Here is a 26,283-nt window from a genome sequence, read left to right as displayed (position 1 = left end):
AGGATCTGGAGTCCATGACTGTGTTTGACGGATGTGTCGCATGACCGTCTGGTTCGTGATCTTGGTCCCCCTGGTGATCATGTTCTTCGCGCTTTTCATGGAGCGGGTGGAGACTCGGCTCAAGCATGTCGCGGTGCAGGAGAACGAGGTCGAGGAGTTCCTGGAGAAGGCGCAGCCGAACGAGGTCCGGGCGCTCTACGGGCACGGGATCGGCCGGGCACTGGAGCTGTTCAGGCTACGTCGGCTGGGCGGACGGGCAGCCAGGCTACGCGCGCGGCGCGTGCGGAGTTAGGCTGCTCAGTCGGACGAGGTCATCCCCGGCCGCCGGCTTCGCTCGGCGAGCCGACGGGCGATCTTGCCGGTAGACCCTAGACTGACGCGAAAGTGATCGGCGACACTGCCTCCGGTGTGCGGAGGCAGTGCTCGTTTCTCGACGAGGAGGCACCCGAGGTGGACGAAACCCTGGCCCGTGCGGGCATTTTCCAGGGTGTGGAGCCGGCAGCGGCGGAGGCGCTGGCCCAGACCTTGGAATCCGTGGAGTTCCCCCGCGGCCACGTCATCTTCAACGAGGGCGAACCGGGCGACAAGCTGTACATCATCCAGTCCGGCAAGGTGAAGATCGGCCGCAAGTCGCCGGACGGCCGGGAGAACCTGCTCGGCATCTTCGGCCCGTCCGACATGTTCGGCGAGCTGTCCATTTTCGACCCCGGCCCCCGCACCTCGAGCGCGACGACGGTCACCGAGGTCCGCGCGGTCACGATGGACCGCCCGGCGCTGCGCCAGTGGATCTCGACCCGCCCGGAGATCGCCGAGCAGCTGCTGCGCGTGGTGGCCCGCCGCCTGCGCCGCACGAACAACATGGTCGCCGAGCTGATCTTCACGGACGTGCCCGGCCGCGTGGCCCGCGCGCTGCTGCAGCTGGCCCAGCGCTTCGGCAGCCAGGAAGCCGGCCTGCTGCGCGTGACGCACGACCTCACCCAGGAGGAGATCGCCCAGTACGTGGGCGCCTCCCGCGAGACCGTGAACAAGGCACTCGCCGACTTCGCCCACCGCGGCTGGCTCCGGCTGGAAGGCAAGAGCGTACTGATCCTGGACCCGGAGCGGCTGGCCCGCCGCGCCCGCTGACGTATTCCCCGAAGGCCACTCCCACCGTCTCGTGCGGGTGGGGGTGGCCTTTGGCTTGTCTGGGGCGGGCCCTTCGGGGTCCCGGCGGGTGTCTGGCTGGTTTCCTGTGGGTGCTCCCGGCTGGGTTTCCCGAGGATGTTCCCCAGCTGGGTTTCCCGGCGCCCGGCTGGGTTTCCCCCCGGCGCCGGCTGGGTTTCCCCCCGGCGCCCGGCTGGGTTCGCCCGGCTGGGTTTTCCCCTGGCGCCCGGCTGGTTTCCCGCGGTTGCCGGGCTGGTTCCCGGCGTCACGCCCAGAAGGGCTCCCGTGGGGGCCGCGCCCGGCAAGGATCCTGGGGTCCGGGGCGGGGTCTCCCGCGGATACCTGACGGACTTGCCCAGCACAGCGTTTGGCCTGGCGGGCGTCTGCTCGGCGCGGGGTTCGCCCGGAGCGAGGCCGCACGGGGCGACGTTTGCCCGGCGGAGACGTTCGCCCGGGCAAAGGCAAAGCTGCCCGTACTCGGCGGGGTTGCCCGGGCACTCCGGTATTGACCGGCAACAACCGTCACTTTGCGTACTCGCCATGCGGGTCACCTCTGGACATCACCGGGCCGCTCGCCACATTGGCGGTAACCATCAGTGAACTCCGAGGTTTCGCCCTGCGATCCTGTCGGCGAATCATGCGGACGACACCGTGCTTGGCCGTCGACTTTGGACGCTTCCTCCCACGGCACCAGGCTCGGCCTATGCCAACTCGAACCACTTCCTCCAGCCGACCGCACTGCACTGCGCTCAGCCGCCAGCCCCGGGCTTCCTCCCCGCACCGACGGCACTGCACTCGACTACCGACCCCGGCCTCACCAAAGACACAGCCGACCACCATTCTCCTCACCAGCCGACACGCTCAGCCGTCAACACCGGCCATGTCCTCCCTGCCGACTTCCCTGCACACGGCCCGCTGGCCAACGACGCGCATCCCGTTGCAGCAGAGGGCGTCGGCCGACACTCATGCCGCGCAGCTTCGTGCTGCCAGACCTACCGGTCCCGCCCTGCCCACACCGTCCTGATCAGCCGCCCCCACCGATCAAGTCCCGGTCCGGGTTCTTTTAGGTGGAGCACGCCAGCCCCCACCGTCCGGATCAGCCCCCAAGAGACTCTCCTCACCCGGCCGCTGCCTTCAGCCGGGCTCCGCGCCCCACATCCCCAGCCCCCACATTTCCCTGCCCCGACATCCCAGCCCCGGCATTTCCCCCACGCCCTGCGCCTTCTCACCGGCACCCCGCCGAACCCGCACAGTGACGACCACACCCGAGATTTCCCCGATCGCGGAGACCTCGTCCCCCACACGTGCGGCATCTGCCCGGCCCCACCGTGTCCTTCCCGCACTCCGGCTCCCGGAGCGGAAAATGACAAGGAGCCGGGCGCCACCCCCGACGTGGCGCACCGGCTCCTTGCCTGTGCGCGGATCATCCCCCGACGACCCGCGCTCCCCGCCCTCCGGACCAGGCCCCGACCCTTATGCCGGAGGGAGCTGGGTGCTGTGCTGTTGTACAACCATCATGGCCGCTACCCACGAATTCAAGGCCATTCACCCTCAAGGACGCCGACTCCGCGGATTAGTTGCACCAGTTCATCGAAAATCCATCTGCCGTTACCGGATCGAGACCAGCCGCCCCCACAACCGGCGTTTCAAGCCCTGCAGAGAGAGCTGAGCATCGCCGGCCGACGATGCGGCTGGACTACGTCCGAGAACCTTCACGGTACTCCGCGACAGCGGGCCCGTCACGAGTTTTTCCGCCGACAGAACGACAACGAGCCGAGCACCGGATGTGCGCGCAGCCACCTCGATCGCCACATCCGCCTATGCCAAAAGCTGTTCTTACGGAACAAAATCCCCAATCGGCACACGGTCCCGGCCGAGTTCCGAATCAACCGCGATCACCTGCACACCCGACGGTCGCCTCAGTGATTCGCCTCGCAGCACCGACGCCATTTCTTCCTGCACGACAGGACACGAGTCGCGCGCAGACTTCACACGTCAGGCACAAAGGTGACGCACGTGACCGGCACTTTACTGGTACCAACGTACCAGTTTATGGCAGACTGGTACGTGTGTCCCAGTCTGCTCACCTCGAAGGCCGCACCACGCTCGCTGACTACCGTGCCGCCCTGACCGCACCCGGCGCACGAGGTCCGGCCGTAGCCTCGGCGCTGGCCCGGCTGCCGATCGCGATGGTCGGTATCTCGGCGCTGCTTTACGTACAGCGCGAGACCGGCTCGTTCGCCGACGCAGGGCTGGTTTCCGCCAGCGCCCTCGCAGGCGTCTCGCTCGGCGCGGTGATCCAGGGACGACTGATCGACCGCTTCGGGCCGACGCGCCCCCTGCTGGTTGTAGCCGCGTTGCTGACGCTGTCGATGACTGCGCTCGCCGTCGCGATCGAGGCGCACGCGTCCACCTTCGTATTGGTAGCGCTGTCTGCCGCGACGGGACTGTCGGAACCGATGGTCGGCTCCGCCTCGCGCGCGCTCTGGACGAAGCTGCTACCGGCAGGGCAGGCGCGTAACGCCGCGCTGTCCTACGAAGCCATCAGCATGGAGGTCTTCTTCATCCTCGGGCCGGGCATCGCGGGCCTGTTGATCACCGCTCCGTGGCCGGGCACCGGCATGGTCGTCGGGGCCGCGACGATGGTCATCGGGGCGATACTGTTCGCGTTGAGCCCTGTCGTACGCGCGTGGGGTCGCGCTCCGCACGCGAAGAAGCCCTTGCTCGGCGCGCTGGCCGGGTCGGGCATGCGCACGCTCGCGCTGGCGGCGTTGGGCTTCGGCCTCGTGATCGGCTTCGTCGAGGTCGCCGTGCCCGCCGCAGCGACAGAAGCCGGGCATACGTCCTTCAGCGGACTACTGCTGTCTGCGTGGTCAATCAGCTCAGTCGCCTTCGGCGTGACGTACAGCTTGCGCCCGTGGCCACGGGCACTCAACTTGCGACTGCCGGTCCTGTTGAGCGGCTTCGGTGCGTTCGTGGCGTTGCTCGCGCTGCCGTCGTCGTTGTGGGCGCTGGCATTGGTGATGCTGCTGGCGGGGGCGATGATCACGCCGCAGTCGACTACGCACTCCGCGGTGATCGAGGCCGTGGCACCGCCGGGCACGGCGGCCGAAGCGTTCGGCTGGGTACTGACTGCGGTCACGCTGGGGCTCGCTGCCGGGCAGTCGATGAGCGGATACCTGGTCGAGCACTTTGGGATCGGTGTCGCGTTCCTTGCCGGTGGGGTGGCCGGGGTGGCCCTGTCCGTGCTCGTGTGGCTTCTGCGCGAGACGGTGCGGCCGACGTCGGCGGCGGCCGGTTCGCCCAGCGGCGAACTGGTCGCCACCGGAGGCTGAGCGGAGTATTGGTCCCTTTCGCTCCGGTCAATTTTCCGCAGGTCAGCACGCATTTCCGAAAACGGGCGCGAGCTTTTGTCGGTGGCTGTCGCTAGCTTGGCCGGCATGGATCTGACCTCCCTCGTGCGGCCGCTGGCAGCGGTCACGAACGCCGCGGTACGACTCCTCGCGCGGCAGGCTCGGCTGCGCTTGCGGGCGAGCGCAAGCGGTCTCGTGGTCTCCGGCGGAGACCACGAGCTGGCCGTGCGATTCACCAGTCCCGCGACCACGCACACCGACGGTGAGGTGCTGGTACCGGCCGCGCCGTTCGCCGAAACGCTGCGGATGCTCGACGTCGACCAGACCCGGCTGGTCGTCGAAGGCAGCCGGCTGGTGATACGGACGGAGGGTGCGCGATTCGCGCTGCCGCTGCAGGACCGGGATCTTCACCAGGACACCGGCCCACCACCCAAACTGTCCGAAGTGGATAGTGCGGTGCTGGCCTCCGCGGTACGCACGGTGGCGGGCACCGCCGCGCGGGACGACCCGTTGCTGTTGTTCACCGGCGTACGGGTGCAGTCCGCCGGCGAGGAGCTGCGGCTGGCCGCAGCGGATCGATACCGGATGGCCGTGGCCCGGCTGCCGTTGCACGCGGTACGGGATCCGACCGACGTCCTCGTCCCGGCTGCCTCGCTGACCGAGGCCACCCGGCACGGCCGCGGCACTCTCGGGCTGCACGCCGACGCCGGACGATTCGTGCTCAGCTGGGCGGGCGGTGTCGTCACCACCGCGGTACTCGACGCCGGGTTCCTGTCCGAGGACTCGATCCCCTCGAACACCGTCGACACCGAGGTGGAGCTGAACGCCGGCGATCTCGCCGCCGCCGTCCGGCGGGTCGGGGTCTATTCGGCCGACCGCCGGATCCTCACCCTCGAAGTCGGGGACGCCCACCTCCGCCGCGCGAGCGCCCGCCAGGACACCCGGGGAGGCGGAGGAAACCCTGAAGGCAAACGTTTGCGGTGGCCGGAGCTCACCCACCTTCCACGCCCGCCGCCTGCTGGACGCCCTGGCCCCGTTCACCAGTGAGCGGATCCGGCTGGCCATCCAGCCGGGGCGACGGGCCTGCGTCCTCACCGCGGCCGAGGAAGGGAGGTGGGCCTCACGTACTACCTGATGCCGATGCTGCCGAGGTGACGTCGCCGGGCGTTGCCCTGCCGAGGAAGGAGGTTGCGGACACGGAGTGAAGCGATGTCACCGCGGTCGTCAAGGGTCCTCGCTGTCCCCGTGGTGCTCGGGCGGGTTGCCGGAGACGCTCCGCCGCTGTATGGCCGAGTGCGGATTGTGTCGTGCCCCGAATCGGGCCGGACGGGTGCCGAATCGCCCGACGAACGACGATGGCGCGGTCCAGCACGGCCGGTCGGTGTGGCAGGACCGACGCGGCACGGCCCGTGGACGGGTCGACGTGGCTGCATCGACGGGCGTGGATCTGGGCGGGGCCGACCGGGGTGGGGCCGGATTGGCTCGCAGCCGGTTGGCGCAGCCTGGCTGGCGCGGTCTGGCTGGCGCGAGCTCGATGGACGCAGGGGGATTGGTGCAGGCCCGGTCCGTGCGGCACGCCAGTCCGGCCGGTCCGACACCGCTGGCACCGCCGACCGTCGCCGGGTCGTCGGTAGTCGGGCGGCTGGGCGCCCGCGGTCCGGAAGGGGTGATCAGGAACGAGTGGTCAGGCTGCGGATTCCCCGCGCACCGCGGCGTGGACCTCATCGACGGTCGGGTTCACCAGGGCCGACGAGCCGACGATCACGGTCGGTACGGTTTCGTTGCCGTTGGCCACTTCGCGAACTCGTTCGGCGGCACCGGGCTCTGCCCAGATATTGATCTCCCGGAGGGCCAAGCCGCTCTCCACCAGTTGCGAGTGCAATGCTTCGCTGAAGGGGCAGCCCGGCCGCCAGTAGAACTCGACCTCGACGTTGGTCATCGTTCGTCCTCCGAAGCACGCAGGTATGCCAGCTGGGCTTGCACGCTCGCCTCGGCGGGCGGCCAGAGCGATTGGTCGACGTCCGCGTAGACGATCTCCACGACCTGTCGTGGTGTCGCGTCCGCGCCAAGCACCTGCAAGGCCGAACGCACCTGGTCCAGCCTCTGTTCCCGGTGGGCGAGGTACTCCCGGGCGGTGGCGGGCAGATCCGGCAGCTCCGGGCCGTGTCCGGGCAGGCCGGGGGTACCCGCGGGCAAGTCGATCAGACGGCGCAGCGAACGGAGGTAATCGCCGAGGTCGTGCAGAACCGTCGTGCCGCGGCCGAGGATGGTGTCACCGGTCAGGATCTGGTTCGCGACGTGCAAGGAGACCGAGTCGTCGGTGTGCCCGGGGGTGTGCAGTACGCGGAATTCCAGGCCGCCGCCGGACACTACGTCGCCGTCGGCGAAGGGGTCCGCGCCGAGGCACAGGGACGCGTCGAACGCGCGGACCGGTGCGCCGGTCCGTTCGGCCAGCCAGGGTGCGCCCTCGATGTGGTCGGGGTGGTGGTGCGTGAGCAGGATCAGCTCGACCGCGCCGACATCCGCCAGCCGCTCCAGGTGGTCCAGATCGTGATAGCCCGGGTCGACGACCACCACCCCCGCGGACGCCTCCGGGGCACGCAGCACCCAGCTGTTCGTGCCCTCCAGCGTCATGGTGGACGGGTTGTTCTCCAGCAGCACCGACGCCGTCTCGGAAACCCGGCGCAGCACGCCGTAGGCGGGGGCGGTCATTCAGTCCTCCGTCGGATCGAGGATGACGCGGATCAGGTCCCCGTCGGGGACCAGTTTCGGGACCGTCTTCACGATCTCGCGCGCTTGTGCGAGTGCGGCGTCCGAGGTGGCGAACTCCTCCAGCTCGTTCAAGGTGAGCCAGGTCGGCGGCATCAACCCGCGGCGGCCTTCGCGCGCGTCCGCGATCGCGGCGGCCGGACGCTGCCAGCCCACGGCGTCGGCCTCGGACGTCGCGCCGTCCGCACGTTGGCCCTCCGGGAGCTTCGCGACGAAGAATCGGGTGTCGTAACGACGCGGCTCTTCCCGCGGCGTGACCCAGTGGGCGTACGGACGCAGCAGGTCCGCACGCAGCGTCAGGCCCGCCTCAGCGAGAAACCCGGCGAGCGAGATTTCCCTGCGCTCCAAGGCTTTCCGCGCTTCGCGATACGGAGCGACGTCGGCGACCACGGCGTCCTCGGTCCCGGCCAGCAGCACGCCGGACTCCTCGAAAGTCTCCCGCACCGCGCCGCACACCAGCGCACGGGCGAGCCCCTCGTCGCACGCGAACTGCTCGCCCCACCACGACGGCGACGGCCCGGCCCAAGCGACGGACGCGTCGGCATCCCGCGGATCGACACCACCGCCGGGAAACACGGTCATCCCGCCGGCGAACGCCATCCCGCGCACGCGGTGCTGCAGGAAAACCTCCAGCCCATCCGCGGCGTCGCGGAGCAGAATCACCGTCGCGGCATCCTTCGGCCGCACCGGCGAGCCATCGGCGTTGTCCCGGATCGCGATGCCCGGGCGGGCAGGGATGTCGAAGACGAACTCACGCGGCCGATCCACCCGGGCAACATACCTCGCAACCAGTACGGAACGCCGACCACCAGACGCACATCACGGCCCGGCACCGGACAAACGGCCGGGCGGCCCACACCGGCCTGCGGACCGAACGAGCCACAGGCCACGGGCTGCAGGCAGGGTCATGGGGTCACAGGCCACCGGCAGCAGGCGGGGTCGCGGGCCGCAGGCAGGATCGCGAGCAGCAGGCACGGGCACGGGCACGGGCACGGGCACGGGCACGGGCACGGGCACGGGCACGGGCACGGGCACGGGCAAGGGCAAGGGCAAGGGCAAGGGCAAGGGCAAGGGCAAGGGCAAGGAAACGCGACCACTGCCAGCCGCCATCACGGGGGTGCGGTACCCAAACACCCGAATGGCCGCGCCCTCGGCTGACGCGCCCCGTCCAGACCAATGCTTTGAAGGGCCTCTTCACAGCATTGGAAACGGAAGCTAGGCGAACTCGTGCCGCACGATCGTCTGCTCACAGCCGGGACCCACGCCGATCGCCGAGACTCCGCACCCTGGTCCGCCATCCAGCTTCCAACCTTGAAACACGCGCAAAGACCCAAGTTCAGGCCGAACGCGCAACAGCCGGTTCAGCCTGCAACCGACGGCTCAGGAACCCGACCACCGCTGGTCGCCGCCGGAGCGGGATGCGCCGTTGAGGCGCAGACGGGCGGCTTCGGCTCGTTCGCGTTCGGCCAGTTCCTCGTGGAGTTCCCGGAGCAGGGCGCGATCCCGTTCGGAGAGGCTGGGGTCGTCCAGGTCCAGCGCGGGCAGCTCCACGACCTCGTGCATGCTCGGCTTGCCGGCTGCGATCTCGCGGCCCTTTTCCGGGTCCTCGGCCAGTGCCTGCCGCAGCTGGGCGACCTCGGCCGAGGTCAGGTCCGAGGTGCGCTCGGCGCGGGTCTCCGGGCGCACGGCCGGGCGGTCGGGCTCGGCGGGCGGCGGGTTCTGCACGATCGGCACCACCGGGGCGATGGGGGCCGGCGGGACGGACGCTTCCGCGGCCGGGCGGATGCCGTGCCTGCTCGGCGTTTCCGCCACCGGTTCGGCTACCGGCGGCGGGGACACCGGCGCCCGCGGCGGGGTGCTCGGTTCCGGGCGGTAATCCGGGGCCGAGTGCGTGCTGCCGGTGACCCACACCGGAGTCGCGACGGCGCCTGCGGCCTGGTGGTAGTCGGACTTCGGGACGCCGGGCCCGCTCACCTCGACCACCGAGCGGATGCCCGCCCGCCGCAACGCGGTGTCCACGCGGAAGGCGACGGCGGGCGGGTTGCCCTCCGGGCCCAGTTCCACCAGCACCACACGTTGCGGCAGCGCGCCCGGCACGCTGCCGGCCGGGGTGTTGCGCCACACCGCGTGCACCGAACGGACGTCCGGCAGCACCTGGAGGGTCCGGTCGAGTGCCTCGGCGAGACCGAACTCGGGCTGGTGATCACCGGTGAACCGGTGCGTCTGCAACGGCTCCGCGTCCTCGACCAGCAGGTCGTTGGCCAGCGTCGCGTCCGACCGGCTCATTTCCAGCACGAGCGCAAGCTCGGTCTGCTCGTTCGAGGTCACCGGGATCCGGCCCGCGATCAACGTGCCCGTCGTGAGTTCCACGGCCTCGTCGATGTGCGCGCGGGCGATCAGCTCGCGGGCCTCGGTGAGCGCGCTGTCATCGATGCGGCCCGCCACAGCCAGCAACAAGTTGTGCAGACGCAGGGGCACCGAGAACCCGTCCATCGGCGGGCCGTCGTGAACCTCCACCATTGCTCTGCTCCTCCCAGCTCGCCTGGCGGCTCGAGCGTTACGCGGCGACTAGTCGATGACCGGCACCCGCGGCGCCGACGCAGACCAGCTCGGCTTCGGCGAGCGCGGCCCGGTGGTACCCGGGAGGGTCGAACCGCGGCGGAAGGACCTCGACGCTGGGCTCCTCGTCACCCAGGACCCGCAGAACCCGCTGCAGTTCCCCGGTGAGCCTCGGCCGGCCCGCGGTCGCGGTGACCAGCAGGACCCGCTTGGCCCCGTCCTCGCCGGCCGCGCCACCCAGGCGCCGCCAGCTCTGCCGCACTTCCCCCACGTCCGGGCGCCCACGCAGGGTCGCGTGGAGCAGCACGGACACGGAATCGACCGAGTTCACCCATTCGGGTGCACTCCGCGTGAATGTGTACCGGGTCTCGGCGACGTCGTCTACCCCCAGGGTGGAACTCACCTGGTGCCAGTCCGCGCCGTGCGGGATCAGACCGGCCACGAGCAGCCGGTACTCCGTCTGGTCCAGATCGATCCTGTGCTTGAGCAAAGACCTGGGCAGGGTCCGCGCGAGGGTGCCCATGGCGCCCTCGCCGAGCCAGTCCCGGAACCGCCACAGGAGCTGGTCGGGTGTCCGGCCGGCCAGGCGGAGCAGCAGTTCGTGCAGAGACTGTTCTATATCGGGGTCCATCACTGCACCTCCACGATCAGTTCGACCTCCACCGGCGACCCGATCGGGAGTTCCGCGACACCGACCGCGGAACGCGCGTGCACCCCGGCGTCGCCGAACACCTCGCCGAACAGTTCGGAGGCGCCGTTGACCACCGCGGGCTGGCCGGTGAAGCCGTCCGCGGACGCGACGAAGCCGACCACCTTGACGATCCGGGTCACCGAATCGATGCCGACCAGCGCGTGCACCGCGGCCAGCGCGTTGAGGGCCGCGATCCGGGCGTGCCCCTTGGCTTCCTCGGGGCTGACCTCCGCGCCGACCTTGCCGGTCGCGGCGAGCACGCCGTCCACGAACGGCAGCTGGCCGGAGGTGTAGACGTGCGAGCCACTACGCACGGCCGGCACGTAAGCGGCCAGCGGTGCGGCGACTCCGGGCAGTTCGAGACCGAGTTCGGCGAGCCGTTCGCTCCAGGTCACAGCCGCCCCCTCAGCTCTTCGGCCGCTTGAGGTAGGCGACGTGCTGTTCGCCGCTCGAGTTGGGCAGCACGGTGACCAGCTCCCAACCGTCCTCGCCCCACTGGTCGAGGATCTGTTTCGTCGCGTGGATCAGCAGCGGGATGGTGGCGTACTCCCATTTGGTCGCGCTCATGACCCGGGAGCGTAACCAAACGGGCAAGCCCGGTCCGGACCGCCGCCGTCGAAGCCGGCCACCCGACCAGGTGAACGGGTGACGGATCGTGGCCGGTGTGGGCCACCTCACATTCGCCTCGATCCGGGCACGGGCCGGACGGGCCGAGCAAAGGGTCGCTAGCGTGGTGCCGTGGAGACCTGGCGGATCATCGCGACGGTGGCGCTCGCGGTAGCGGGGCTGCCGTTGACGCTCGCGATCATGGCGAAGAGCCGCGATCGCGTGAACGACTCGGGCCGGGTCGCGATCGCCGGGACGGTGACCGCCACCGCGCTGGTCGTGGTGGCCGTGCTCACCCTTACCGTGCTGCCGGGCGTGGTGACCTGGAGCCTCGTCGCGGCGGTCGTGGCTGCGGTCGGCGTCATGATGCTGGCCAGCTGAACGCCGGTTTACTGTTGACAGTGTGACCACACTCCCCGCCGGCTGGACCGATGAGCTCACCCGGGCCCGGCTGCATTTCGTCACCGGGAAGGGCGGCACCGGCAAGACCACGCTCGCCGCGGCGCTGGGCCTCGCGCTGGCCAGGGACGGCCGCCGGGTGCTGCTGATCGAGGTCGAGGGCAGGCAGGGCATCGCACAGCTGTTCGACACCGAACCTCTGCCGTACGCGGAACAGCGCATCGCCGCGGTCCCCGGCGGCGGCGAGCTGCGGGCGCTGCACATCGACGTGGAAGCGGCGCTTCTCGAATACTTCGAGATGTTCTACAACCTGGGTTTCGCCGGCCGCACGCTGCGCCGGATGGGTGCGATCGAGTTCGCCACCACGCTCGCTCCGGGGCTGCGGGACGTCCTGCTCACCGGGAAGATCAAGGAGTGCGTCGGCCGCACCGAATCCGACGGCCGGCACAGCTACGACGCGGTGGTGGTGGACTCTCCGCCGACCGGTCGCGTGGTGAAGTTCCTCGACGTCACCAAGGCCCTCACCGATCTCGCCAAGACCGGCCCGATCCGCGGCCAGGCCGACGGCGTCGTCCGGCTGCTGCACTCCGGGGAGACCGCGGTGCACCTGACCACACTGCTGGAGGAGATGCCGGTCCGGGAGGCCGTGGAAGCGGTGGCCGAGCTGGACGGCGCCGATCTCCGCCCGGGTGCGGTACTGGTCAACCGGGTCCGCCCGCCGCGGCTGCCGGCCCGTTCCGTGACCGCGGCCGCGGACGGCCGGGTGGACGCGGTGCGGGTGCGGTCCGGGCTCGCGTCGGCCGGCTTGAACCTGCCGGAGGAGACGCTGGACGCGCTCGTCGAGGAGACCGTGGAGCACGCCGTGCGGGTGGCCGCCGAGCAGCGGGCCCGCGAGCAGCTCACGGAGGCCGATCTGCCGACGCTGGAGCTGCCGGATCTGACCGACGGGATCGACGTCGCCGCGCTCTACGAACTCGCCGATGCCTTGCAGGAACAGGGGGTGCGCTGATGCCGGAACTGGAGGTGGACGCCCTGCTCGACGACCCGGCAAGCCGGGTGATCGTGTGCTGCGGGTCCGGCGGGGTCGGCAAGACCACCACCGCCGCGGCGCTGGCCCTGCGTGCGGCCGAACGCGGACGGCAGACGGTGGTGCTGACCATCGATCCGGCCCGGCGGCTGGCGCAGGCACTCGGCCTGCGGGAGCTGGGCAATCACCCGAAACAGGTGCAGGTCGAAGGCTTCGAGCCGAAGGGCGAGCTGTGGGCGATGATGCTCGACATGCGGCGCACCTTCGACGACATGGTGCGCGTGCACGCCGGCCCGGAACGCGCCGAGCAGCTGCTGCAGAACCCCTTCTACCAGACCATTTCCACCTCGTTCTCCGGGACGCAGGAGTACATGGCGATGGAGAAGCTGGGCCAGCTCGCGGCCACCGACGAGTGGGACCTGATCATCGTCGACACGCCGCCGAGCCGGTCCGCGCTCGACTTCCTGGACGCGCCGACCCGGTTGTCCACCGCACTCGACGGCCGGATGATCCGGCTGCTCACCGGACCGGCCAAGGCCGGCGGCTGGGGGCTGCGCAAGGTGGTCAGTGCCGGGTTCTCGATGTTCGCGAAGGCGGTGTCCACGATCATCGGCGGCCAGCTGCTGGCCGACGCCTCGGCGTTCATGCAGGCCTTCGACAGCATGTTCGGCGGGTTCCGCGAGCGCGCCCGCAAGACCGCCGAGCTGCTGCGCTCGTCCGGGACGTCGTTCCTGGTGGTCGCCGCGCCGGAGCCGGACGCGCTGCGCGAGGCCTCCTACTTCGTGGAGCGCCTCGCCGGTGAGGCGATGCCGCTGGCCGGGCTGGTGGCCAACCGCACGCATCCGGTGCTCGCGCCGCTGTCCGCGACGGAAGCGCTGACCGCGGCGGAATCGGTGCACAACGCCCCACTCGCCGAGGCCGTACTGCGCCTGCACGCGGATCGCGTGGCTCTGGCCGAGCGCGAGAACCGGCTGCTCGCCCGGTTCACCCGCGCGCATCCGGAGGTGCCGCTGGTCCAGGTGCCCGCCCTCGCCGGCGACGTGCACGACCTGGCAGGCCTACGCGACATCGGCACGACACTGGGCACGACGGCGTAACGCACGCTCGGTTACCGCGCACAACTCGGATCCCCGCCGCGGGTGCGACGGGGATCCGAGTAGGCCGGCAACGCGCGGCTAGCCCGCCGCGGCGGCGAGCGCGTCCCGTTTGGCCGCTTCGAGCAGTCCGGTCCAGCTTTCGACGTCCGGGCGACGGCGCAGCAATGCCCGCCGTTCCCGTTCCGTCATGCCGCCCCAGACGCCGAAATTGATCCGGCCATCGAGCGCTTCCCCCAGGCATTCCGTGCGGACCGGACAGCCCATGCACACGGATTTGGCCCGGTTCTGCTCCGCGCCGCGGACGAACAATCCATCCGGATCGGCGTCCCGGCACGAAGCGTTGACCCGCCAGCTCGACTCTTTGGTCTGCATACCCCCAGCTCCCTCATCTGGTGTATGGCACCAGCGAAGGCGAAGCTCCCCGCTCCCACCCCCGCGAGCGTTTTCCCACTGCGCCGCACGTCGGTGACGGCACCTCCCCGGTGCCGCTGCCGCCGTCCGGACCACCACGGCTCCCACCCGTGCTGGTCCGTCTGTCGGCATGTACGTGAGACGTTGACGGACTGTAGGGGGCGACGGTTCCCTTCGCCAAGCCCAAACTTGAATTCTCTTCCCGTACCCGACCGGATCACACCCGAATGACGCCCGGTTTGCCCTGCTTACCGGCCAGTAGCGGGTGTGAGGTCACGAAACCGCCACGGGCCTTCAGTACCCTGGCCCCTGTGCGCAAAAGGGACGGTTTGTTCAAGCTCCTCGGCCTCTGCCTGCTCGCGGGGGTGCTGACCGCGGGAATCCTCTTCCCGGTGGTGGGCGCCGCCGGCGTGATCTCGAACCAGGCAAGCGAGACAGTCGAGCAGACTTCGTCCAATCTTGCCGACGTGCCGCCACCCTTGGTGACGACGGTCACCGACTCCGGGGGCAAGCCGATCGCGACGCTGTACAAGCAGTACCGCATCCCGGTCGCACCCAATGAGATCAACGACTCCCTGCGCTGGGCGCTGCTGTCCGCGGAGGACAAGGCGTTCTACGAGCATCACGGCGTGAACTGGGCCCGCACGCTGCGTGCCGCGGTGTCCAACACCGCGGGCGGTGACACGCAGGGCGCGTCCACGATCACCCAGCAGTACGTGAAGAACTACCTGATCAACGTCGTCTACCGCGACGACAAGGCGGGCCAGGACACAGCGCGCGAGCAGAGCCTCTCGCGCAAGCTCAAAGAGGCCCGCATCGCGATCAACCTCGAGACGAAGCTGTCGAAGGACCAGATCCTCACCGGCTACCTCAACGTGGTCGAGTTCTCCCGGCAGATCTACGGCATCGGGGCCGCCGCGCACGCCTACTTCGACACCACGCCGGAGAAGCTCACCGTGCCGCAGGCCGCGCTGCTGGCCGGGCTGGTGAACAACCCGATCGTCAACGACCCGTGGAACCACCCGGACAAGGCCACCAAGCGGCGCAACCTGGTGCTCGACCGAATGGTCAGCAACCAGAAGCTGGCCAAGGCGGACGCGGACCGGTTCAAGGCCGAACCACTCGGCGTGACCCCGGACACCCCGGCCAAGCCCTCGGCGAACTGCACCGGCGCCGGGCCGGAGAACGGGTTCTTCTGCCAATACGTCGAGGATTACCTGATCAAATCGGGAATGTCGAAGGACCAGCTCTACACCGGCGGGTACACGATCAAGACCACGCTGGACGAAAAGGCCAACCACGAGGCCAAGGTCTCCGCGGAGACCCAGGTGTCCAAGACACAGAAGAATGTGGCGAACACGCTTTCGCTGGTCAAACCCGGAAAGGACCGGCACGAGGTGGTCGCGCTGGCGGCCAACCGGGATTACGGCATCGACCAGGATCAGGGGCAGACGACCTTCGCACTGCCCTCCGGGGTCTACAACACCGGTGGCGCGGGATCGAGCTACAAGATCTTCACCTCGGCGGCGGTGCTGAACCAGGGCATCGCCGGGATTTACAGCAACATCCCGGTAGGCAGCAGTTACACCTCACACGTGTTCACCGGTGGTGGCTCACATTGCCCGCCGACCGGGCCGCCGCTGAACTCCAAGTGGTACTGTGTGAGCAACGCGAGCAAGAACTCCCCCGGTTCGAGTTCGCTGCAGGAGGCACTGGCGACTTCGCCGAACACCGCGTTCGTCGGACTGGAAGACCGGCTCGGCGGCACCGGACCGGTCATCGACATGGCGACCAAGCTGGGCATGCGCAACACAATGGCCAGCGACACCAACGGTGCCGAGGTGGATCCGAAGGACCCGAAGAGCGTGCCGCAGTCGAAGGCGTACGGGCCGACCGACAAGACCCCCGGTTACGGCGCGTTCACCCTCGGCTTCAGCCCGACCAGCGGGCTGGAACTCGGCAACGTGGCGGCGACCCTGCTCAGCGGCGGCGTCTGGTGTCCACCGACGCCACTGGCATCCTTGACCGGCCGCGACGGGAAGACCGTGCCGGTCAAGGAAGAAGCATGCGAGCAGGTCGTCCCGGAAGGCCTCGCGAACACCCTCGCGATCGGCATGAGCAAGGACGACCAGCCCGGCGGCACTTCGGCGAAGGCGGCCGCCGCAGTGGGCTGGGACCGCCCGATGATCGGCAAGACGGGAACCTCACAGAACAACGGCTCGGCCACCTTCGTCGCCGGCACTCCGCAATTGGCCGGCGCAGCCATGGTCTTCCGCACCACCGGCAGCGGCGGCTTGTGTTTCAACGGCGTCGGCAATGTCACCACCTGCGGTAGCAACGCCAACATGTTCGGTGGTGTGACCCCGGCACAGACCTGGTTCGGGGCGATGAAGAACATTCTGGGCGACCAGCCGATCGCACAATTGCCGCCGGAGGATCCGAAGTACACGGGGCATTGAGGTAGCTAATCGGGGTGCGCGGAGCTGGATGAAAATCGAGCCTGCGCACCCCGAATTCAGTTGCAGCGGTCAGAGACAGGCGGCCGGGAATGTTTTCGCGGCCGCCGTTACGCTTCCACCGGACAAACCCTCGCGGCCATACATTCCACCATTCCCCTGGCCGTGAACAGCAATTGACGGCGAGACCAACGGAATTGTTCCCAGGCGCTGACGCCACAGGGCTGCGGCCAGCACCGTTCGGCCTCCGCGTCGAGCCCTGATCCTGGCCGCTCCCCCAGCGCCGGGCGTCGCACCAGCGGGGCAGGTCAAAAACCGTGAACCACCGGCCGCAGCGGGCGACCCGTCCGAACACGTATCCTCCAGGTCGTGAGTACGCTCGGTAATGCCAGGACGTCCGGAGACAACGCGAAGCGGTTGGCCGTAGGGACCATCGCCCTAGGAACCGCCACCCTCGGTTACGCAGTCGGAATCGAGCGGCGACGCTGGACGCTGCGGACCGCCGAACTGCCCGTACTCGCCCCCGGCACCCGGCCGTTCACCATCCTGCACGTCTCCGACCTGCACATGCTGCCCGGACACCAGAGCAAGCAACGCTGGGTCGCCGCCCTCGGCGAACTCGAGCCCGACCTCGTCGTGAACACCGGGGACAACCTCTCGCACCGGACCGCGGTGCCCTCGGTGCTGCGCGCGCTCGGCCCGCTGCTCAACCGGCCGGGGCTGTTCGTCTTCGGCAGCAACGACTACTACGCACCGAAACCCAAGAACCCGGCCCGCTACCTCATGCCCCTCGGCAAGAAGAAACGCATCCACGGCAACCAGCTGCCCTGGCGCGACCTGCGCGCGGCCTTCCTCGAACACGGCTGGACCGACCTCACCCACGTCCGCCACACCGTCGACGTCGGCGGACGGGCAGTATTCGCAGCCGGCGTCGACGACCCGCACCTGCGCCGCGACCGCTACTCCGACATCGCCGGCCCGGCCGACGCGACCGCGGCCGTCCGCCTCGGCGTCACCCACTCGCCCGAACCCCGCGTACTCGACACCTTCGCCGCCGACGGATACGACCTCGTCCTCGCCGGGCACACCCACGGCGGCCAGCTCCGCCTCCCCGGCTACGGCGCACTCGTCACCAACTGCGAACTCGACCGCACCCGCGCCCGCGGCGCCTCCCGCTGGGGAGCCGACATGTGGCTACACGTCTCCGCCGGACTCGGCACCTCCCCCTACGCCCCCGCCCGCTTCGCCTGCCCACCCGAAGCCAGCCTGTTGACGCTGGTCCCCCGCGGATCCGGGACCACCGACCCCCGGAAACCAGCCCGCCGCAAGACCGGAAAACCCGTCCGCTAGACTTCTCCACGACCCGTTAAACAGCAGTATCTCGGGGTGTGGCGCAGCTTGGTAGCGTGCCTCGTTCGGGTCGAGGAGGTCGTGGGTTCAAATCCCGCCACCCCGACGAGTGGTCCCGTGGGGTCCGTGTATCGGCAGGAAGCGCCGATTTCGCGGGCCCCTCGGTGTTTTTCGGGGGTCGGACCCCCGAACCCCCGCCAGGGGGCGAGCCCCCTGGACCCCCGGTAGTGGGCGGGTTGGTGAGTTCGGTTGCGGTGTGGGGGCTGGTTAAGTCCGTGAAGGGGCCCTTCACGGACGCTGGGGCCAGGGGGCCGACAAAGTTGGTCGAGGCCCCCCTGATCAGCAGAGAGAGCCGTGGCTGCCGCGTCATCATCGACGACACCTGCCCTCTTCGTCGATCACGCCCGGCAACGCACGATGCGGAGCTATTCGAGGCGCGACCACCTCGCGCTGTGCGCCAGACCTGTCCCGAAGTCTGTGAAGGGACCCTTCACAGACTCAGAGTCCGTGAAGGGTCCCTTCACAGACCTTCACAGACCCTTCACGGACCTCCGCAGTCTGCGCAGGGCCCTCACACCGACTTTGCCGGGACCCTGGTACCCCGGTGGCTCTGAAGGTGGCCTTTGCAGTGCTGCGTGGGGTTAGCGGGTGGCGGTTAGTTCTTGCCAGCATTGGAGGAAATCGCCGGGGCCGGCGGTGCGGGTCCAGGACCAGGCGGAGCGGGCGGCGTAGGTGAGCTGGACGCGGTCGGGGTGGGCGGGGGTGGCGAGGGCGGCGGCCAGGCGGGATTCGATGTAGGTGGCCAGTGAGCGGTAGGGCAGGTCTTCGCGGAAGCGGGAGCGTTCGGTGATGGTGGTGAAGCCTGCTTCGGCGACCAGGGTGCCGATGGTGCGGCCGGCGAAGGGGTTTCCGCCGGCGCGGCGGCGGATCAGGTAGTGGCCGCGCAGGGCGGCGTCGACGTTGGCGCTGCGGGGGTGGACCCTGGCCCGGCTCCAGTCTGAAGTGGACAGTGCGAGTCGGCCGCCGGGGACCAGGACGCGGCGGATTTCGGCCAGTGCGGCCAATGGTTCTGCCAGGTGCTCGAAGAGGGCGTGGGAGAAGACCGCGTCGACGGACTCGTCGGGGAAGGGCAGGGCGTATGCGCTGGCGGCGATGTAGTCCACTGTGGACGAAATGGGGAGCACGGCGGGGTAGGTGTCCAGTCCGATGACGTGCGCGTCCGGGGCCAGGTCCTGGGTGATCGAGCCGGGGCCGCAGCCCAGGTCCAGCACGCGCATCCCGGGGGCGAACAGCGGGCGGGCGAACGCCGCTCGTTCCGCAGCGGTGCGCGCGGCCATCATCGACCACGCATCCTCACCGTGACCCGGCACGTAACCCTCCAGCACTCCGCACACAGTACGGCCAGAAGGTGGCAGGATCGAGGGGTGAGCACGCAGTCAGGCAACCAGTATCCGTCCGCAGTGGTCCCGGACCGCCTGTTCGACGAGGCCGAACCCGAAAACCGCTGGCGAGCCCGTTTCCACGCACCCCGCATCTCGGTACCCGAGTGGGCCCGCGACGCCCCCGGCGCGAACATCTACGTCTCCAACGCCAGCGGCGTGTGGGAGGTCTACGCGTGGGATCGCGCCACCGACGGTCACCGCCGCGTCACCGACCGCCCCAACGGCACCCTGCACGCCACCCCGTCGCCGGACGGCTCGCGGATCTGGTGGTTCGACGACACCGACGGCGACGAGTTCGGCTCCTGGCGGAGCCAGCCCTTCGACGGGGACAGCTCGGCCGCGGTCAAAGCGCTGCCGGACGTCCACGACGGCTACCCGGCCGGGCTGGAAATCGGCACCAGGGTGATCGCGGCAGGCGTCTCCACCGACGACGGCAGCGCACTGTTCGCGAAAATCGACGGCCGCACCGAGCGTTTCTACCAGCACAAGGACGACGCGGGCATCGCCTCGCTGTCCCGCGACGAGAGCCTGCTGGCGATCACGCACTCCGAGCACGGCGACTCCCGGCACCCGGCGCTGCGAGTGCTGTCCACCGAAGGTTTCACCACCGTCGCGGACAAGTGGGACGGCGAGGGCAAGGGCCTGCAGGCGCTCGAGTTCTCCCCGGTGCCCGGCGACCAGCGGCTGCTGGTCCTGCACGAACGCCGCGGCCGCGAGGAGCTGCTCCTGTGGGACGTGCGGGCGGGCACCGAGACCGAGCTGGAGATCGACCTGCCCGGCGAGGTCGTCGCCGACTGGTACCCGGACGCCCGCGCGCTGCTGGTGGTGCATTTCCACGAGGCCCGCAGCTCGCTGTACCGCTACGACCTCGACACCGGCGAGCTGTCCTCTGTAGACACTCCGCCGGGCCGGATCGGCGGCGCGGGGGTGCGTCCGGACGGCAGCATCGAGTACTCCTGGTCCAGCGCGGCCGAGCCGGCCGCGGTGCGGGTGCGGACCACCGACGGTGCCGATTCGGTGCTGCTGAAGCCACCCGGCGAACCGGCCCCGGGCTCCTCGCCGGTCGCCGACGCGTTCGTGGAGGGCGTCGGCGGCCGGATCCACGCGCTGGTCTCCCGCCCCGCCGGGGCGCCGGACGGGCCGCTGCCCACGGTGTTCTCCCTGCACGGCGGACCGCACGCGGCGGACGAGGACCGGTTCTCCGCCTACCGCGCGACCTGGCTGGACGCCGGGTTCGCCGTGGTCGAGGTGAATTACCGGGGCTCCACCGGCTACGGCTCGGCCTGGCGCGACGCGATCGAAGGCCGCCCCGGCCTGACCGAGCTGGAGGACGTCGCCGCGGTGCACGACTGGGCCGTCTCCAGTGGACTGTCCAATAAGGACAAATGCGTGGTGAACGGCGCGTCCTGGGGCGGCTATCTCACCCTGCTGGCGCTGGGCACGCAGCCCACCCGCTGGGCGGCCGGCGTGGCCGGGGTGCCGGTGGCCGACTACGTGGCCGCCTACGAGGACGAGATGGAGCAGCTACGCTCGTTCGACCGCGCCCTGTTCGGCGGCTCCCCGGCCGAGGTGCCGGCGGTGTACCGGGAATGCTCGCCGCTGACCTACGTCGACGCGGTGGCCGCCCCGGTGCTGGTACTCGCCGGGGACAACGATCCCCGCTGCCCGATCCGCCAGATCGAGAACTACCTGGACCGCCTCGGCGCCCGAGCCGCTCCGCACGAGTTCTACCGCTACGACGCGGGCCACGGCTCGCTGGTGATCGCCGAAACGATCAAGCAGACCTCGATCGAGGTCTGCTTCGCCCTCCGGGCGCTCGGCCTGCGCTGAGCACTGGGCCGTCCGGGTCTTCCCCGGCCCGGACGGCCCAGGCCCGGTGCGGCAATCGAGAACCGGGCGGAACGCTCAGTGGTGGAATGCCGTGGAGACGGAACGGTCGTGCTCCGGCCGGTCCTGCTTCTGCAGCTCGGGCAGCACCCGGGCGAGATCTGCGAGCAGCAGATCCGCGAGGTCGTGGCTGAACCCGTTGCGTACCACGATGCGGAGCACCGCCAGATCGGTCCGGTCCTCCGGGAACGTGTAGGCAGGCACCAGCCAGCCACGCTCACGCAGCTTGCGGGAAACGTCGAACACGTCGAACGCGGTCACTTCCGGCCGGGTGGTGCACGCGAAGACCGGTAGCTGGTCGCCATGGGTGAGCAGCTCGAACGGCCCCAGCGCGGCGATCGCCGCGGACAGATACGTGGCCACGTCTCGCGAAGCCTGTTGCACCGCACGAAAACCTTCCCGGCCGAGCCGGACGAAGGTGTAGTACTGCGCGGCTACTTCGGCGCCGGGGCGGGAGAAGTTCAGCGCGAAAGTCGGCATGTCGCCACCGAGGTAGTTGACGTGGAACACCAGTTCCTCGGGCAGCGCCGCGCGATCCCGCCACACCACCCAGCCGACACCGGGGTAGACCAGGCCGAACTTGTGCCCGGAGGTGTTGATCGAAGCCACCCGCGACAGCCGGAAGTCCCACGCCAGATCCTCGTCCAGGAACGGGGCGATCATCGCGCCGGACGCGCCGTCCACGTGCATCGGGATGTCCCACCCGGTGCGCTGCTGCAGCTCGTCGAGCGCGGCGGCGATCCCGGCCACCGGTTCGTAACTGCCGTCGAAGGTGGAACCGAGGATCGCCACTACGCCGATGGTGTTCTCGTCGCAGAGTTTCACCGCTTCCTCGGCGGAAAGGTGGTAGCGGTCGCCCGACATCGGCGCCAGGCGCGGCTCGACCTCCCAGTACTCGCAGAACTTCTCCCAGCACACCTGGACGTTCACGCCCATCACCAGATTCGGCTTGCCGGTGCGGCCGAGCTTCGACCAGCGCCGCTTGAGCGCGAGCCCGGCCAGCATGCAGGCCTCCGACGATCCGGTGGTCGAGCAGCCCATGATGTTCGCCGGATCGGGCGCATGCCAGAGGTCGGCCAGGATGTTCACGCAGCGCCGCTCCAGCTCGGCGGTCTGCGGGTACTCGTCCTTGTCGATCATGTTCTTGTCGACGCAGTCCGCCATCAGCTCGCGGGCCTGCGGCTCCATCCACGTGGTGACGAAGGTGGCAAGGTTGAGCCGCGCGTTGCCGTCGAGCATCAGCTCGTCGCGCACCAGCTGCAGGGCGGTGTCCGGCGGCAGCGAATCGTCGCGCAGCTTGTCGTGCGGCATGGTGAACTCCGCGGCGAGCGCCGGATTCGCGCCCGCGTACATCGGATTCGTGCCCGGTTTCCGGTCCGCCCGTTGTGTGTTCCCCTGATGCAGCACCATGGCTGTGAACCTACTGCGGCTGGCCGCGGGCGGCACCCCGCAGGCGGGTGCGGGGTGCCGCGAACCGAACGGGTCAGACGGTGGTGCTCAGCGCCACCTCGATGTTGTCGCGGGTCGCGTTCGAGTACGGGCAGACCTGGTGCGCCTGCGCCACGAGCTGGTCCGCGTCGGCCTGCGCCAGTCCGGGCAGCGACACGTTCAGCCGGACGCCGAGCTGGAAGCCCACCTCCTGCTTGTACACGCTGACCTCACCGGTCACCGTGGCCGCGGGCAGCTTGACCTTCGCCAGCCGGGCGACGGACTGGAGCGCGCTGAGGAAACAGGCCGAGTAGCCGGCCGCGAACAGCTGCTCCGGGTTGGTCTTGTCCCCGCCGGGACCACCCATCTCCTTCGGGATCGCCAACGACTCGTCGATCACCCCGTCGGACGAGGTCACCTCGCCGTTGCGGCCTTCTCCGCGTGCGGTCGCCGCTGCGGTGTAAATCGCGTCAGCCATCCGTTGCCTACCTCCTCGTCGGAACGCCTCGCTGCGAAGCGTCTCGACGAGAGCAACGCCCCGCACCCACGATTCAGTGCCGGGGATGGCAGTTCTCACTACGAACGGCGGGTGGGCGGATCCCCTCGGCGCGAGCGCAGCAACGCATGCTCGGCGACCTGCGTGCCGATGAGCCGCAGCGTGCGCAGGGCCTTCTCGTCGGACGCGCCGCCGGCCTCGTCGAACTTGGTCTCCGCCGCGTTGATCGAGCCGCCCAGCGGAGTGGCCCAGCCACGCAGCGCGTGCGTGATCGTGCGCAGCTGTTCGAGCGTGGTGACCGCCGCCTGCCAGCCGTGGGCGACGGCGACCAGGCCGACCGCGCGGCCGTCCAGGTAAGGGCGGGTGTCCTCGCGCAGATCCTCGATGTAGTCGAGAGCGTTCTTGACCAGCCCCGACAGCGCACCGTGGTAACCGGGCGAAACCACGATCACCCCATCCGCCCGGCGCACCGCTTCGACCAGCCGTTCCGCCTGCTCGGTCCGCTCGGAGACGGCCGCGTCGTAGAAGGGGAGCACCAGCTGCGGGCCCGGGATCAGCTCGGTCTCGACCCCGAGTTCCCCGGCCGCGCCGAGCGCGATCCGCAACGCCCGCTCCGACTGCGAGCCGTCGCGCAGCGAACCGCCAATACCGAGCACCCGGACCGGGCTGGCTGACGTCACGGCCACCGTTCCTTCCCACCACAACCACCCGAAAGTGGTCTCGCCGCCTGACCTTCCCAGGCTAACTGCTCCAGTTAAGTGGAGGACCAGTATCCGAGACGGAGTCCTGGATCACACAGGCGGCGGACCGGAAACCTACTCGTAGTAACCTCGGCGTTCCGGCATTCAGGAGGCCCCGTGGCAAAGCCGCCCCTCGTCCGCGCCCAGGCTGCAGCCGCACAGCTCGTGTACGCCCTGCCCCGGCCGTTGCGCAGGCTGTTCGCCGGGCGGGCGGTGCGCCTCGACGGCCAAGAACTCGCACTCGACGCGCAGGTGCTGCTGAAGTTGCAGAAGGTGTCCGGGACCCGGCTCGGCGAACGCGAGATCGAGGCGGCCAGAGCCGAAATGGAAAACGGGCAGCAGGTGATCAACGGCAAGCGGCTCGACGGAGTCGTGACCCGCGAGGTGTCGATCCCCTCCGACGGCGCCGCGCTGCCGGCCACCTTTTACACCCCGGCCGGGCCGGCCGAACCGTCCGGGATGCTGGTCTTCTACCACGGCGGCGGCTGGGTGGTCGGCAGCCGGGAAACGCACGACAACGCGGTGCGCTACCTCGCAAAACACGCCGGCGTGCGGGTGCTTTCGATCGAGTATCGGCTGGCGCCGGAGCATCCGTTCCCGGTTCCGGTGAATGACGCGATAGCCGCGTTCGACTTCGCCCACGCCAAGGCCGCGGATCTCGGCGCCGACCCGGACCGCATCGCCGTCGGTGGGGACAGCGCGGGAGGGAACCTGGCGGCAGTCGTCGCATTGGAGACGACCCGCCGCGGCGGTCCGGCGCCGGTCTTCCAGATGCTGATCTACCCGGCCGTCGATCTCACCACGCGAAGGCGGTCGCACATGCTGTTCGGCAAGAACCTGCTCTTGACCGACTCAGGGATCACCTGGTTCCAAGGGCACTACGTGCCCGAAGGCGTCGACAGGGCGGACCCGCGACTTTCGCCGCTCCTCGCGCCCGATCACAGCGGGCTGCCGCCCGCGTACGTGGCCACCGCGGGGTTCGACCCGCTGCGCGACGAAGGCGAGGCGTACGCGGAAAAGCTGCGCGCCGCGGGCGTTCCGGTGGCCTTGAGCAGGCAATCCGACCTCATCCACGGGTACCTGAGCTTCACCGGGATCGGCACCCGTTCCCGTGAGGCCGTGGCCGAGCTGGCCGGCGCGCTGCGCCAGGCTTTGGCGGGACCGAAAAACACCCCGTGAACAGTGGCGCCGGATTTCCGGCGGCACCGTCCACGGGGTGTTCCCAGCTGCTCGCGGGTTACTTGCCCGGAACCGGCACGGGCAGCGCGGGCACCGGCAGCGGCGGCACCGGCAGCGAGCCGAGCAGGCCGCCCAGGATTCCGGTCACCGCACCGAGCACGGCTTTGAGCAGGTCGCTCACGATCTTCAACGGACCGGGCAGGTCCGGGACCGGCGGCAGGGGCAGCGGCGGCAGCTGCCGTGGGGTGGCCGTCGGGTCGGCCAGCAACCGGTTGGACTCGTCCGCGCGTTCCTTGGCCGCCGACGAGAGCTGCTGGGTCTCCGACTGGATCTGGTAACGCTTGCCGGACGCGAGATCCCCGAGCACCGGGCTCAGTTTCTCCAGATCGCCCCTGGTCAGCCCGACGTCGCCGGCGTACGCCACCTTGGTCAGGTCGTCGCGCAGCTGCAACACCTGCGCGGCGACGGCCTGGGTGGACGAAGTGCCCTTGCCACCCGCCGGGCTCGCGGAAGCGATCCCCGAGGAACTCACCGCAAGCAAACTGCCGGCGGCTACCACGGCGAGAATCCGCCCGATCTTGCCTGTCATTCCTACCTCCTGGCCTCTAGGGACCTGACGGATAAATCGATACCCGCCGTGTCGGCCCGGCACCACCCGATCACCGGTTAGTGAGTTTTCCTAACCCTTACGTGCCGAATCCGGCTGCCGGGAATAGGCCCGCAAGGGATGAACGCAGATCACTTGCGCATCCCCCCGGAGATCATCGGGATCGATGCCGAATATTACTGGCGGTAGCCGAGAGCCCCGAATGAACCGGCCCACTCACTCACATAGGGCAAGTTCGCCCTCGATAACCCCCGTCACTCCGGAGAACCGCGTGTCGCCACTGGGCCGAGTGGGGGTGTCCCCCACGCACGCACCGCCACCGGGGTACCAGGGTCCCGGCAAAGTCGGTCGAGGACCCGTGATCAGCAGAGTGAGCCGTGGCGGACGCGTCATCATCGACGGCGCCTGCCATCTCGATCGATCACGCCCGGCAGCGGGGCGAAGCGGAGGTGTTCGAGATACGCGACCACCTCGCGGAGTGCGCCGGGGCCTGTCTCGGGTCTGTGAAGGGGCCCTTCACGGACTCACACGGACCTCTGCGGTCGGCGAAGGGCCTCTCGCACCGACGTTGCCGACACCCTGACCGGGGACCGATCCCGGAAGCCGCGGCCGAGGGCCCGCACCGACCTGGCGGAGGGGAAAT

At 69.6% G+C, this 26,283-nt stretch carries 24 protein-coding genes and 1 tRNA gene; 12 read left to right on the top strand and 13 right to left on the bottom strand.

Annotated elements, in window-relative coordinates; genetic code table 11:
• Positions 1-40 precede the first annotated feature (40 nt).
• The 4 genes from ATK36_RS19095 to ATK36_RS19080 all read left to right on the top strand — a co-directional run bounded on the left by ATK36_RS19095 (position 41) and on the right by ATK36_RS19080 (position 5,543).
• A complete protein-coding gene (locus ATK36_RS19095) occupies positions 41-292 on the top strand; it encodes a hypothetical protein (RefSeq protein WP_098512788.1) in 252 nt (83 codons plus the stop codon).
• Positions 293-450: 158 nt separating this feature from the next.
• A complete protein-coding gene (locus ATK36_RS19090; RefSeq protein ID WP_003081747.1) occupies positions 451-1,125 on the top strand; it encodes a Crp/Fnr family transcriptional regulator in 675 nt (224 codons plus the stop codon).
• 2,087 nt (positions 1,126-3,212) lie between these two features.
• A complete protein-coding gene (locus ATK36_RS19085; RefSeq protein ID WP_098512787.1) occupies positions 3,213-4,478 on the top strand; it encodes an MFS transporter in 1,266 nt (421 codons plus the stop codon).
• Positions 4,479-4,583: 105 nt separating this feature from the next.
• Complete coding sequence (locus ATK36_RS19080; RefSeq protein ID WP_245914892.1) at positions 4,584-5,543, top strand: DNA polymerase III subunit beta; 960 nt, start codon at positions 4,584-4,586, stop codon at positions 5,541-5,543.
• A gap of 637 nt (positions 5,544-6,180) precedes the next feature.
• On the opposite strand, the gene ATK36_RS19075 is transcribed toward ATK36_RS19080, so the two are convergent.
• From ATK36_RS19075 to sp36, 7 genes are all read right to left on the bottom strand, one after another.
• Positions 6,181-6,435, bottom strand: a complete 255-nt coding sequence (locus ATK36_RS19075; protein ID WP_098512786.1) for a glutaredoxin family protein — start codon at positions 6,433-6,435, stop codon at positions 6,181-6,183.
• Complete coding sequence (locus ATK36_RS19070; protein ID WP_098512785.1) at positions 6,432-7,208, bottom strand: MBL fold metallo-hydrolase; 777 nt, start codon at positions 7,206-7,208, stop codon at positions 6,432-6,434. Before ATK36_RS19070 ends, ATK36_RS19075 begins: the two co-directional genes overlap by 4 nt.
• A complete protein-coding gene (locus tag ATK36_RS19065) occupies positions 7,209-8,033 on the bottom strand; it encodes an NUDIX hydrolase (RefSeq protein WP_098512784.1) in 825 nt (274 codons plus the stop codon).
• Positions 8,034-8,645: 612 nt separating this feature from the next.
• The gene (locus ATK36_RS19055) at positions 8,646-9,785 is read right to left on the bottom strand and encodes a hypothetical protein (RefSeq protein ID WP_098512783.1); all 1,140 of its coding nucleotides are present in this window, start codon (positions 9,783-9,785) and stop codon (positions 8,646-8,648) included.
• Positions 9,786-9,822: 37 nt separating this feature from the next.
• Complete coding sequence (locus tag ATK36_RS19050; protein ID WP_098512782.1) at positions 9,823-10,455, bottom strand: hypothetical protein; 633 nt, start codon at positions 10,453-10,455, stop codon at positions 9,823-9,825.
• Positions 10,455-10,910: a RidA family protein gene (locus ATK36_RS19045; RefSeq protein ID WP_098512781.1), complete on the bottom strand. Its 456-nt coding sequence runs from the start codon at positions 10,908-10,910 to the stop codon at positions 10,455-10,457. Before ATK36_RS19045 ends, ATK36_RS19050 begins: the two co-directional genes overlap by 1 nt.
• Before the next feature lie 10 nt (positions 10,911-10,920).
• A complete protein-coding gene (gene sp36, locus ATK36_RS19040) occupies positions 10,921-11,082 on the bottom strand; it encodes a Sp36 family protein (protein WP_098512780.1) in 162 nt (53 codons plus the stop codon).
• Between the two features lie 171 nt (positions 11,083-11,253).
• On the opposite strand from sp36, the gene ATK36_RS19035 reads away from it, so the two are divergent.
• The 3 genes from ATK36_RS19035 to bagB are packed head-to-tail and all read left to right on the top strand — an operon-like array spanning position 11,254 to position 13,644.
• Positions 11,254-11,502 carry a hypothetical protein gene (locus ATK36_RS19035; RefSeq protein WP_098512779.1) on the top strand — a complete coding sequence of 83 codons (249 nt, stop codon included), beginning with the start codon at positions 11,254-11,256 and terminating at the stop codon, positions 11,500-11,502.
• Positions 11,503-11,524: 22 nt separating this feature from the next.
• Entirely contained in the window at positions 11,525-12,529 is a 1,005-nt protein-coding gene (gene bagA, locus ATK36_RS19030; RefSeq protein ID WP_098512778.1) for an ATPase BagA, read from the top strand.
• Positions 12,529-13,644 (top strand): ATPase BagB, encoded by a 1,116-nt coding sequence (gene bagB, locus ATK36_RS19025; protein ID WP_098512777.1) that lies wholly within the window; start codon positions 12,529-12,531, stop codon positions 13,642-13,644. Before bagA ends, bagB begins: the two co-directional genes overlap by 1 nt.
• A gap of 78 nt (positions 13,645-13,722) precedes the next feature.
• Here the strand turns inward: bagB and ATK36_RS19020 are convergent, their stop codons facing one another.
• Positions 13,723-14,016: a WhiB family transcriptional regulator gene (locus ATK36_RS19020; RefSeq protein WP_098512776.1), complete on the bottom strand. Its 294-nt coding sequence runs from the start codon at positions 14,014-14,016 to the stop codon at positions 13,723-13,725.
• Between the two features lie 350 nt (positions 14,017-14,366).
• Between ATK36_RS19020 and ATK36_RS19015 the strand changes: the two genes are divergently transcribed.
• The 3 genes from ATK36_RS19015 (at position 14,367) to ATK36_RS19005 (ending at position 17,967) form a co-directional block, all read left to right on the top strand.
• Complete coding sequence (locus tag ATK36_RS19015; RefSeq protein ID WP_098512775.1) at positions 14,367-16,514, top strand: transglycosylase domain-containing protein; 2,148 nt, start codon at positions 14,367-14,369, stop codon at positions 16,512-16,514.
• Positions 16,515-16,880: 366 nt separating this feature from the next.
• A complete protein-coding gene (locus ATK36_RS19010) occupies positions 16,881-17,861 on the top strand; it encodes a metallophosphoesterase (protein ID WP_211291905.1) in 981 nt (326 codons plus the stop codon).
• A gap of 32 nt (positions 17,862-17,893) precedes the next feature.
• A tRNA-Pro gene (locus ATK36_RS19005) sits at positions 17,894-17,967 on the top strand.
• A gap of 535 nt (positions 17,968-18,502) precedes the next feature.
• On the opposite strand, the gene ATK36_RS19000 is transcribed toward ATK36_RS19005, so the two are convergent.
• Positions 18,503-19,246 (bottom strand): methyltransferase domain-containing protein, encoded by a 744-nt coding sequence (locus tag ATK36_RS19000; RefSeq protein ID WP_098512774.1) that lies wholly within the window; start codon positions 19,244-19,246, stop codon positions 18,503-18,505.
• Between the two features lie 39 nt (positions 19,247-19,285).
• Here ATK36_RS19000 and ATK36_RS18995 point away from each other — a divergent pair, with 39 nt between their 5' ends.
• On the top strand, positions 19,286-21,133 hold the full coding sequence (locus ATK36_RS18995) for a S9 family peptidase (protein WP_098512773.1): 1,848 nt from the start codon (positions 19,286-19,288) through the stop codon (positions 21,131-21,133).
• Positions 21,134-21,208: 75 nt separating this feature from the next.
• Here ATK36_RS18995 and gad read toward each other — a convergent pair whose 3' ends face one another.
• The 3 genes from gad to ATK36_RS18980 form a co-directional block, all read right to left on the bottom strand.
• Entirely contained in the window at positions 21,209-22,600 is a 1,392-nt protein-coding gene (gene gad / locus ATK36_RS18990; RefSeq protein ID WP_098512772.1) for a glutamate decarboxylase, read from the bottom strand.
• A 73-nt stretch (positions 22,601-22,673) separates the two neighbouring features.
• Positions 22,674-23,096, bottom strand: coding sequence for an organic hydroperoxide resistance protein (locus tag ATK36_RS18985; protein ID WP_098512771.1), 423 nt, complete (start codon positions 23,094-23,096; stop codon positions 22,674-22,676).
• A gap of 98 nt (positions 23,097-23,194) precedes the next feature.
• Positions 23,195-23,794 carry an NADPH-dependent FMN reductase gene (locus ATK36_RS18980; protein ID WP_211291904.1) on the bottom strand — a complete coding sequence of 200 codons (600 nt, stop codon included), beginning with the start codon at positions 23,792-23,794 and terminating at the stop codon, positions 23,195-23,197.
• A 177-nt stretch (positions 23,795-23,971) separates the two neighbouring features.
• On the opposite strand from ATK36_RS18980, the gene ATK36_RS18975 reads away from it, so the two are divergent.
• Positions 23,972-25,033, top strand: coding sequence for an alpha/beta hydrolase (locus tag ATK36_RS18975; protein WP_098512770.1), 1,062 nt, complete (start codon positions 23,972-23,974; stop codon positions 25,031-25,033).
• A 58-nt stretch (positions 25,034-25,091) separates the two neighbouring features.
• Here ATK36_RS18975 and ATK36_RS18970 read toward each other — a convergent pair whose 3' ends face one another.
• Positions 25,092-25,622: a hypothetical protein gene (locus ATK36_RS18970; protein WP_098512769.1), complete on the bottom strand. Its 531-nt coding sequence runs from the start codon at positions 25,620-25,622 to the stop codon at positions 25,092-25,094.
• Positions 25,623-26,283: the final 661 nt, after the last annotated feature.

Origin of the sequence: Amycolatopsis sulphurea (genome assembly GCF_002564045.1) — a bacterium.
In the GTDB taxonomy this organism is placed as follows: Bacteria; Actinomycetota; Actinomycetes; order Mycobacteriales; family Pseudonocardiaceae; genus Amycolatopsis; species Amycolatopsis sulphurea.
The sequence above is the reverse complement of the archived record's forward strand: the minus strand, read 5'-3'. Positions and strand labels throughout refer to the sequence as shown.

Bases quoted from the DNA above. Each gene is read 5' to 3' on its own strand.
- ATK36_RS19020 (WP_098512776.1), bottom strand. From the start codon at position 14,016: ATGCAGACCAAAGAGTCGAGCTGGCGGGTCAACGCTTCGTGCCGGGAC.
- ATK36_RS18970 (WP_098512769.1), bottom strand. From the start codon at position 25,622: ATGACAGGCAAGATCGGGCGGATTCTCGCCGTGGTAGCCGCCGGCAGT.
- ATK36_RS19080 (WP_245914892.1), top strand. From the start codon at position 4,584: ATGGATCTGACCTCCCTCGTGCGGCCGCTGGCAGCGGTCACGAACGCC.
- ATK36_RS19095 (WP_098512788.1), top strand. From the start codon at position 41: ATGACCGTCTGGTTCGTGATCTTGGTCCCCCTGGTGATCATGTTCTTC.
- gad (WP_098512772.1), bottom strand. From the start codon at position 22,600: ATGGTGCTGCATCAGGGGAACACACAACGGGCGGACCGGAAACCGGGC.
- ATK36_RS19075 (WP_098512786.1), bottom strand. From the start codon at position 6,435: ATGACCAACGTCGAGGTCGAGTTCTACTGGCGGCCGGGCTGCCCCTTC.
- ATK36_RS19070 (WP_098512785.1), bottom strand. From the start codon at position 7,208: ATGACCGCCCCCGCCTACGGCGTGCTGCGCCGGGTTTCCGAGACGGCG.
- bagB (WP_098512777.1), top strand. From the start codon at position 12,529: ATGCCGGAACTGGAGGTGGACGCCCTGCTCGACGACCCGGCAAGCCGG.
- sp36 (WP_098512780.1), bottom strand. From the start codon at position 11,082: ATGAGCGCGACCAAATGGGAGTACGCCACCATCCCGCTGCTGATCCAC.
- ATK36_RS18985 (WP_098512771.1), bottom strand. From the start codon at position 23,096: ATGGCTGACGCGATTTACACCGCAGCGGCGACCGCACGCGGAGAAGGC.
- ATK36_RS19055 (WP_098512783.1), bottom strand. From the start codon at position 9,785: ATGGTGGAGGTTCACGACGGCCCGCCGATGGACGGGTTCTCGGTGCCC.
- ATK36_RS19050 (WP_098512782.1), bottom strand. From the start codon at position 10,455: ATGGACCCCGATATAGAACAGTCTCTGCACGAACTGCTGCTCCGCCTG.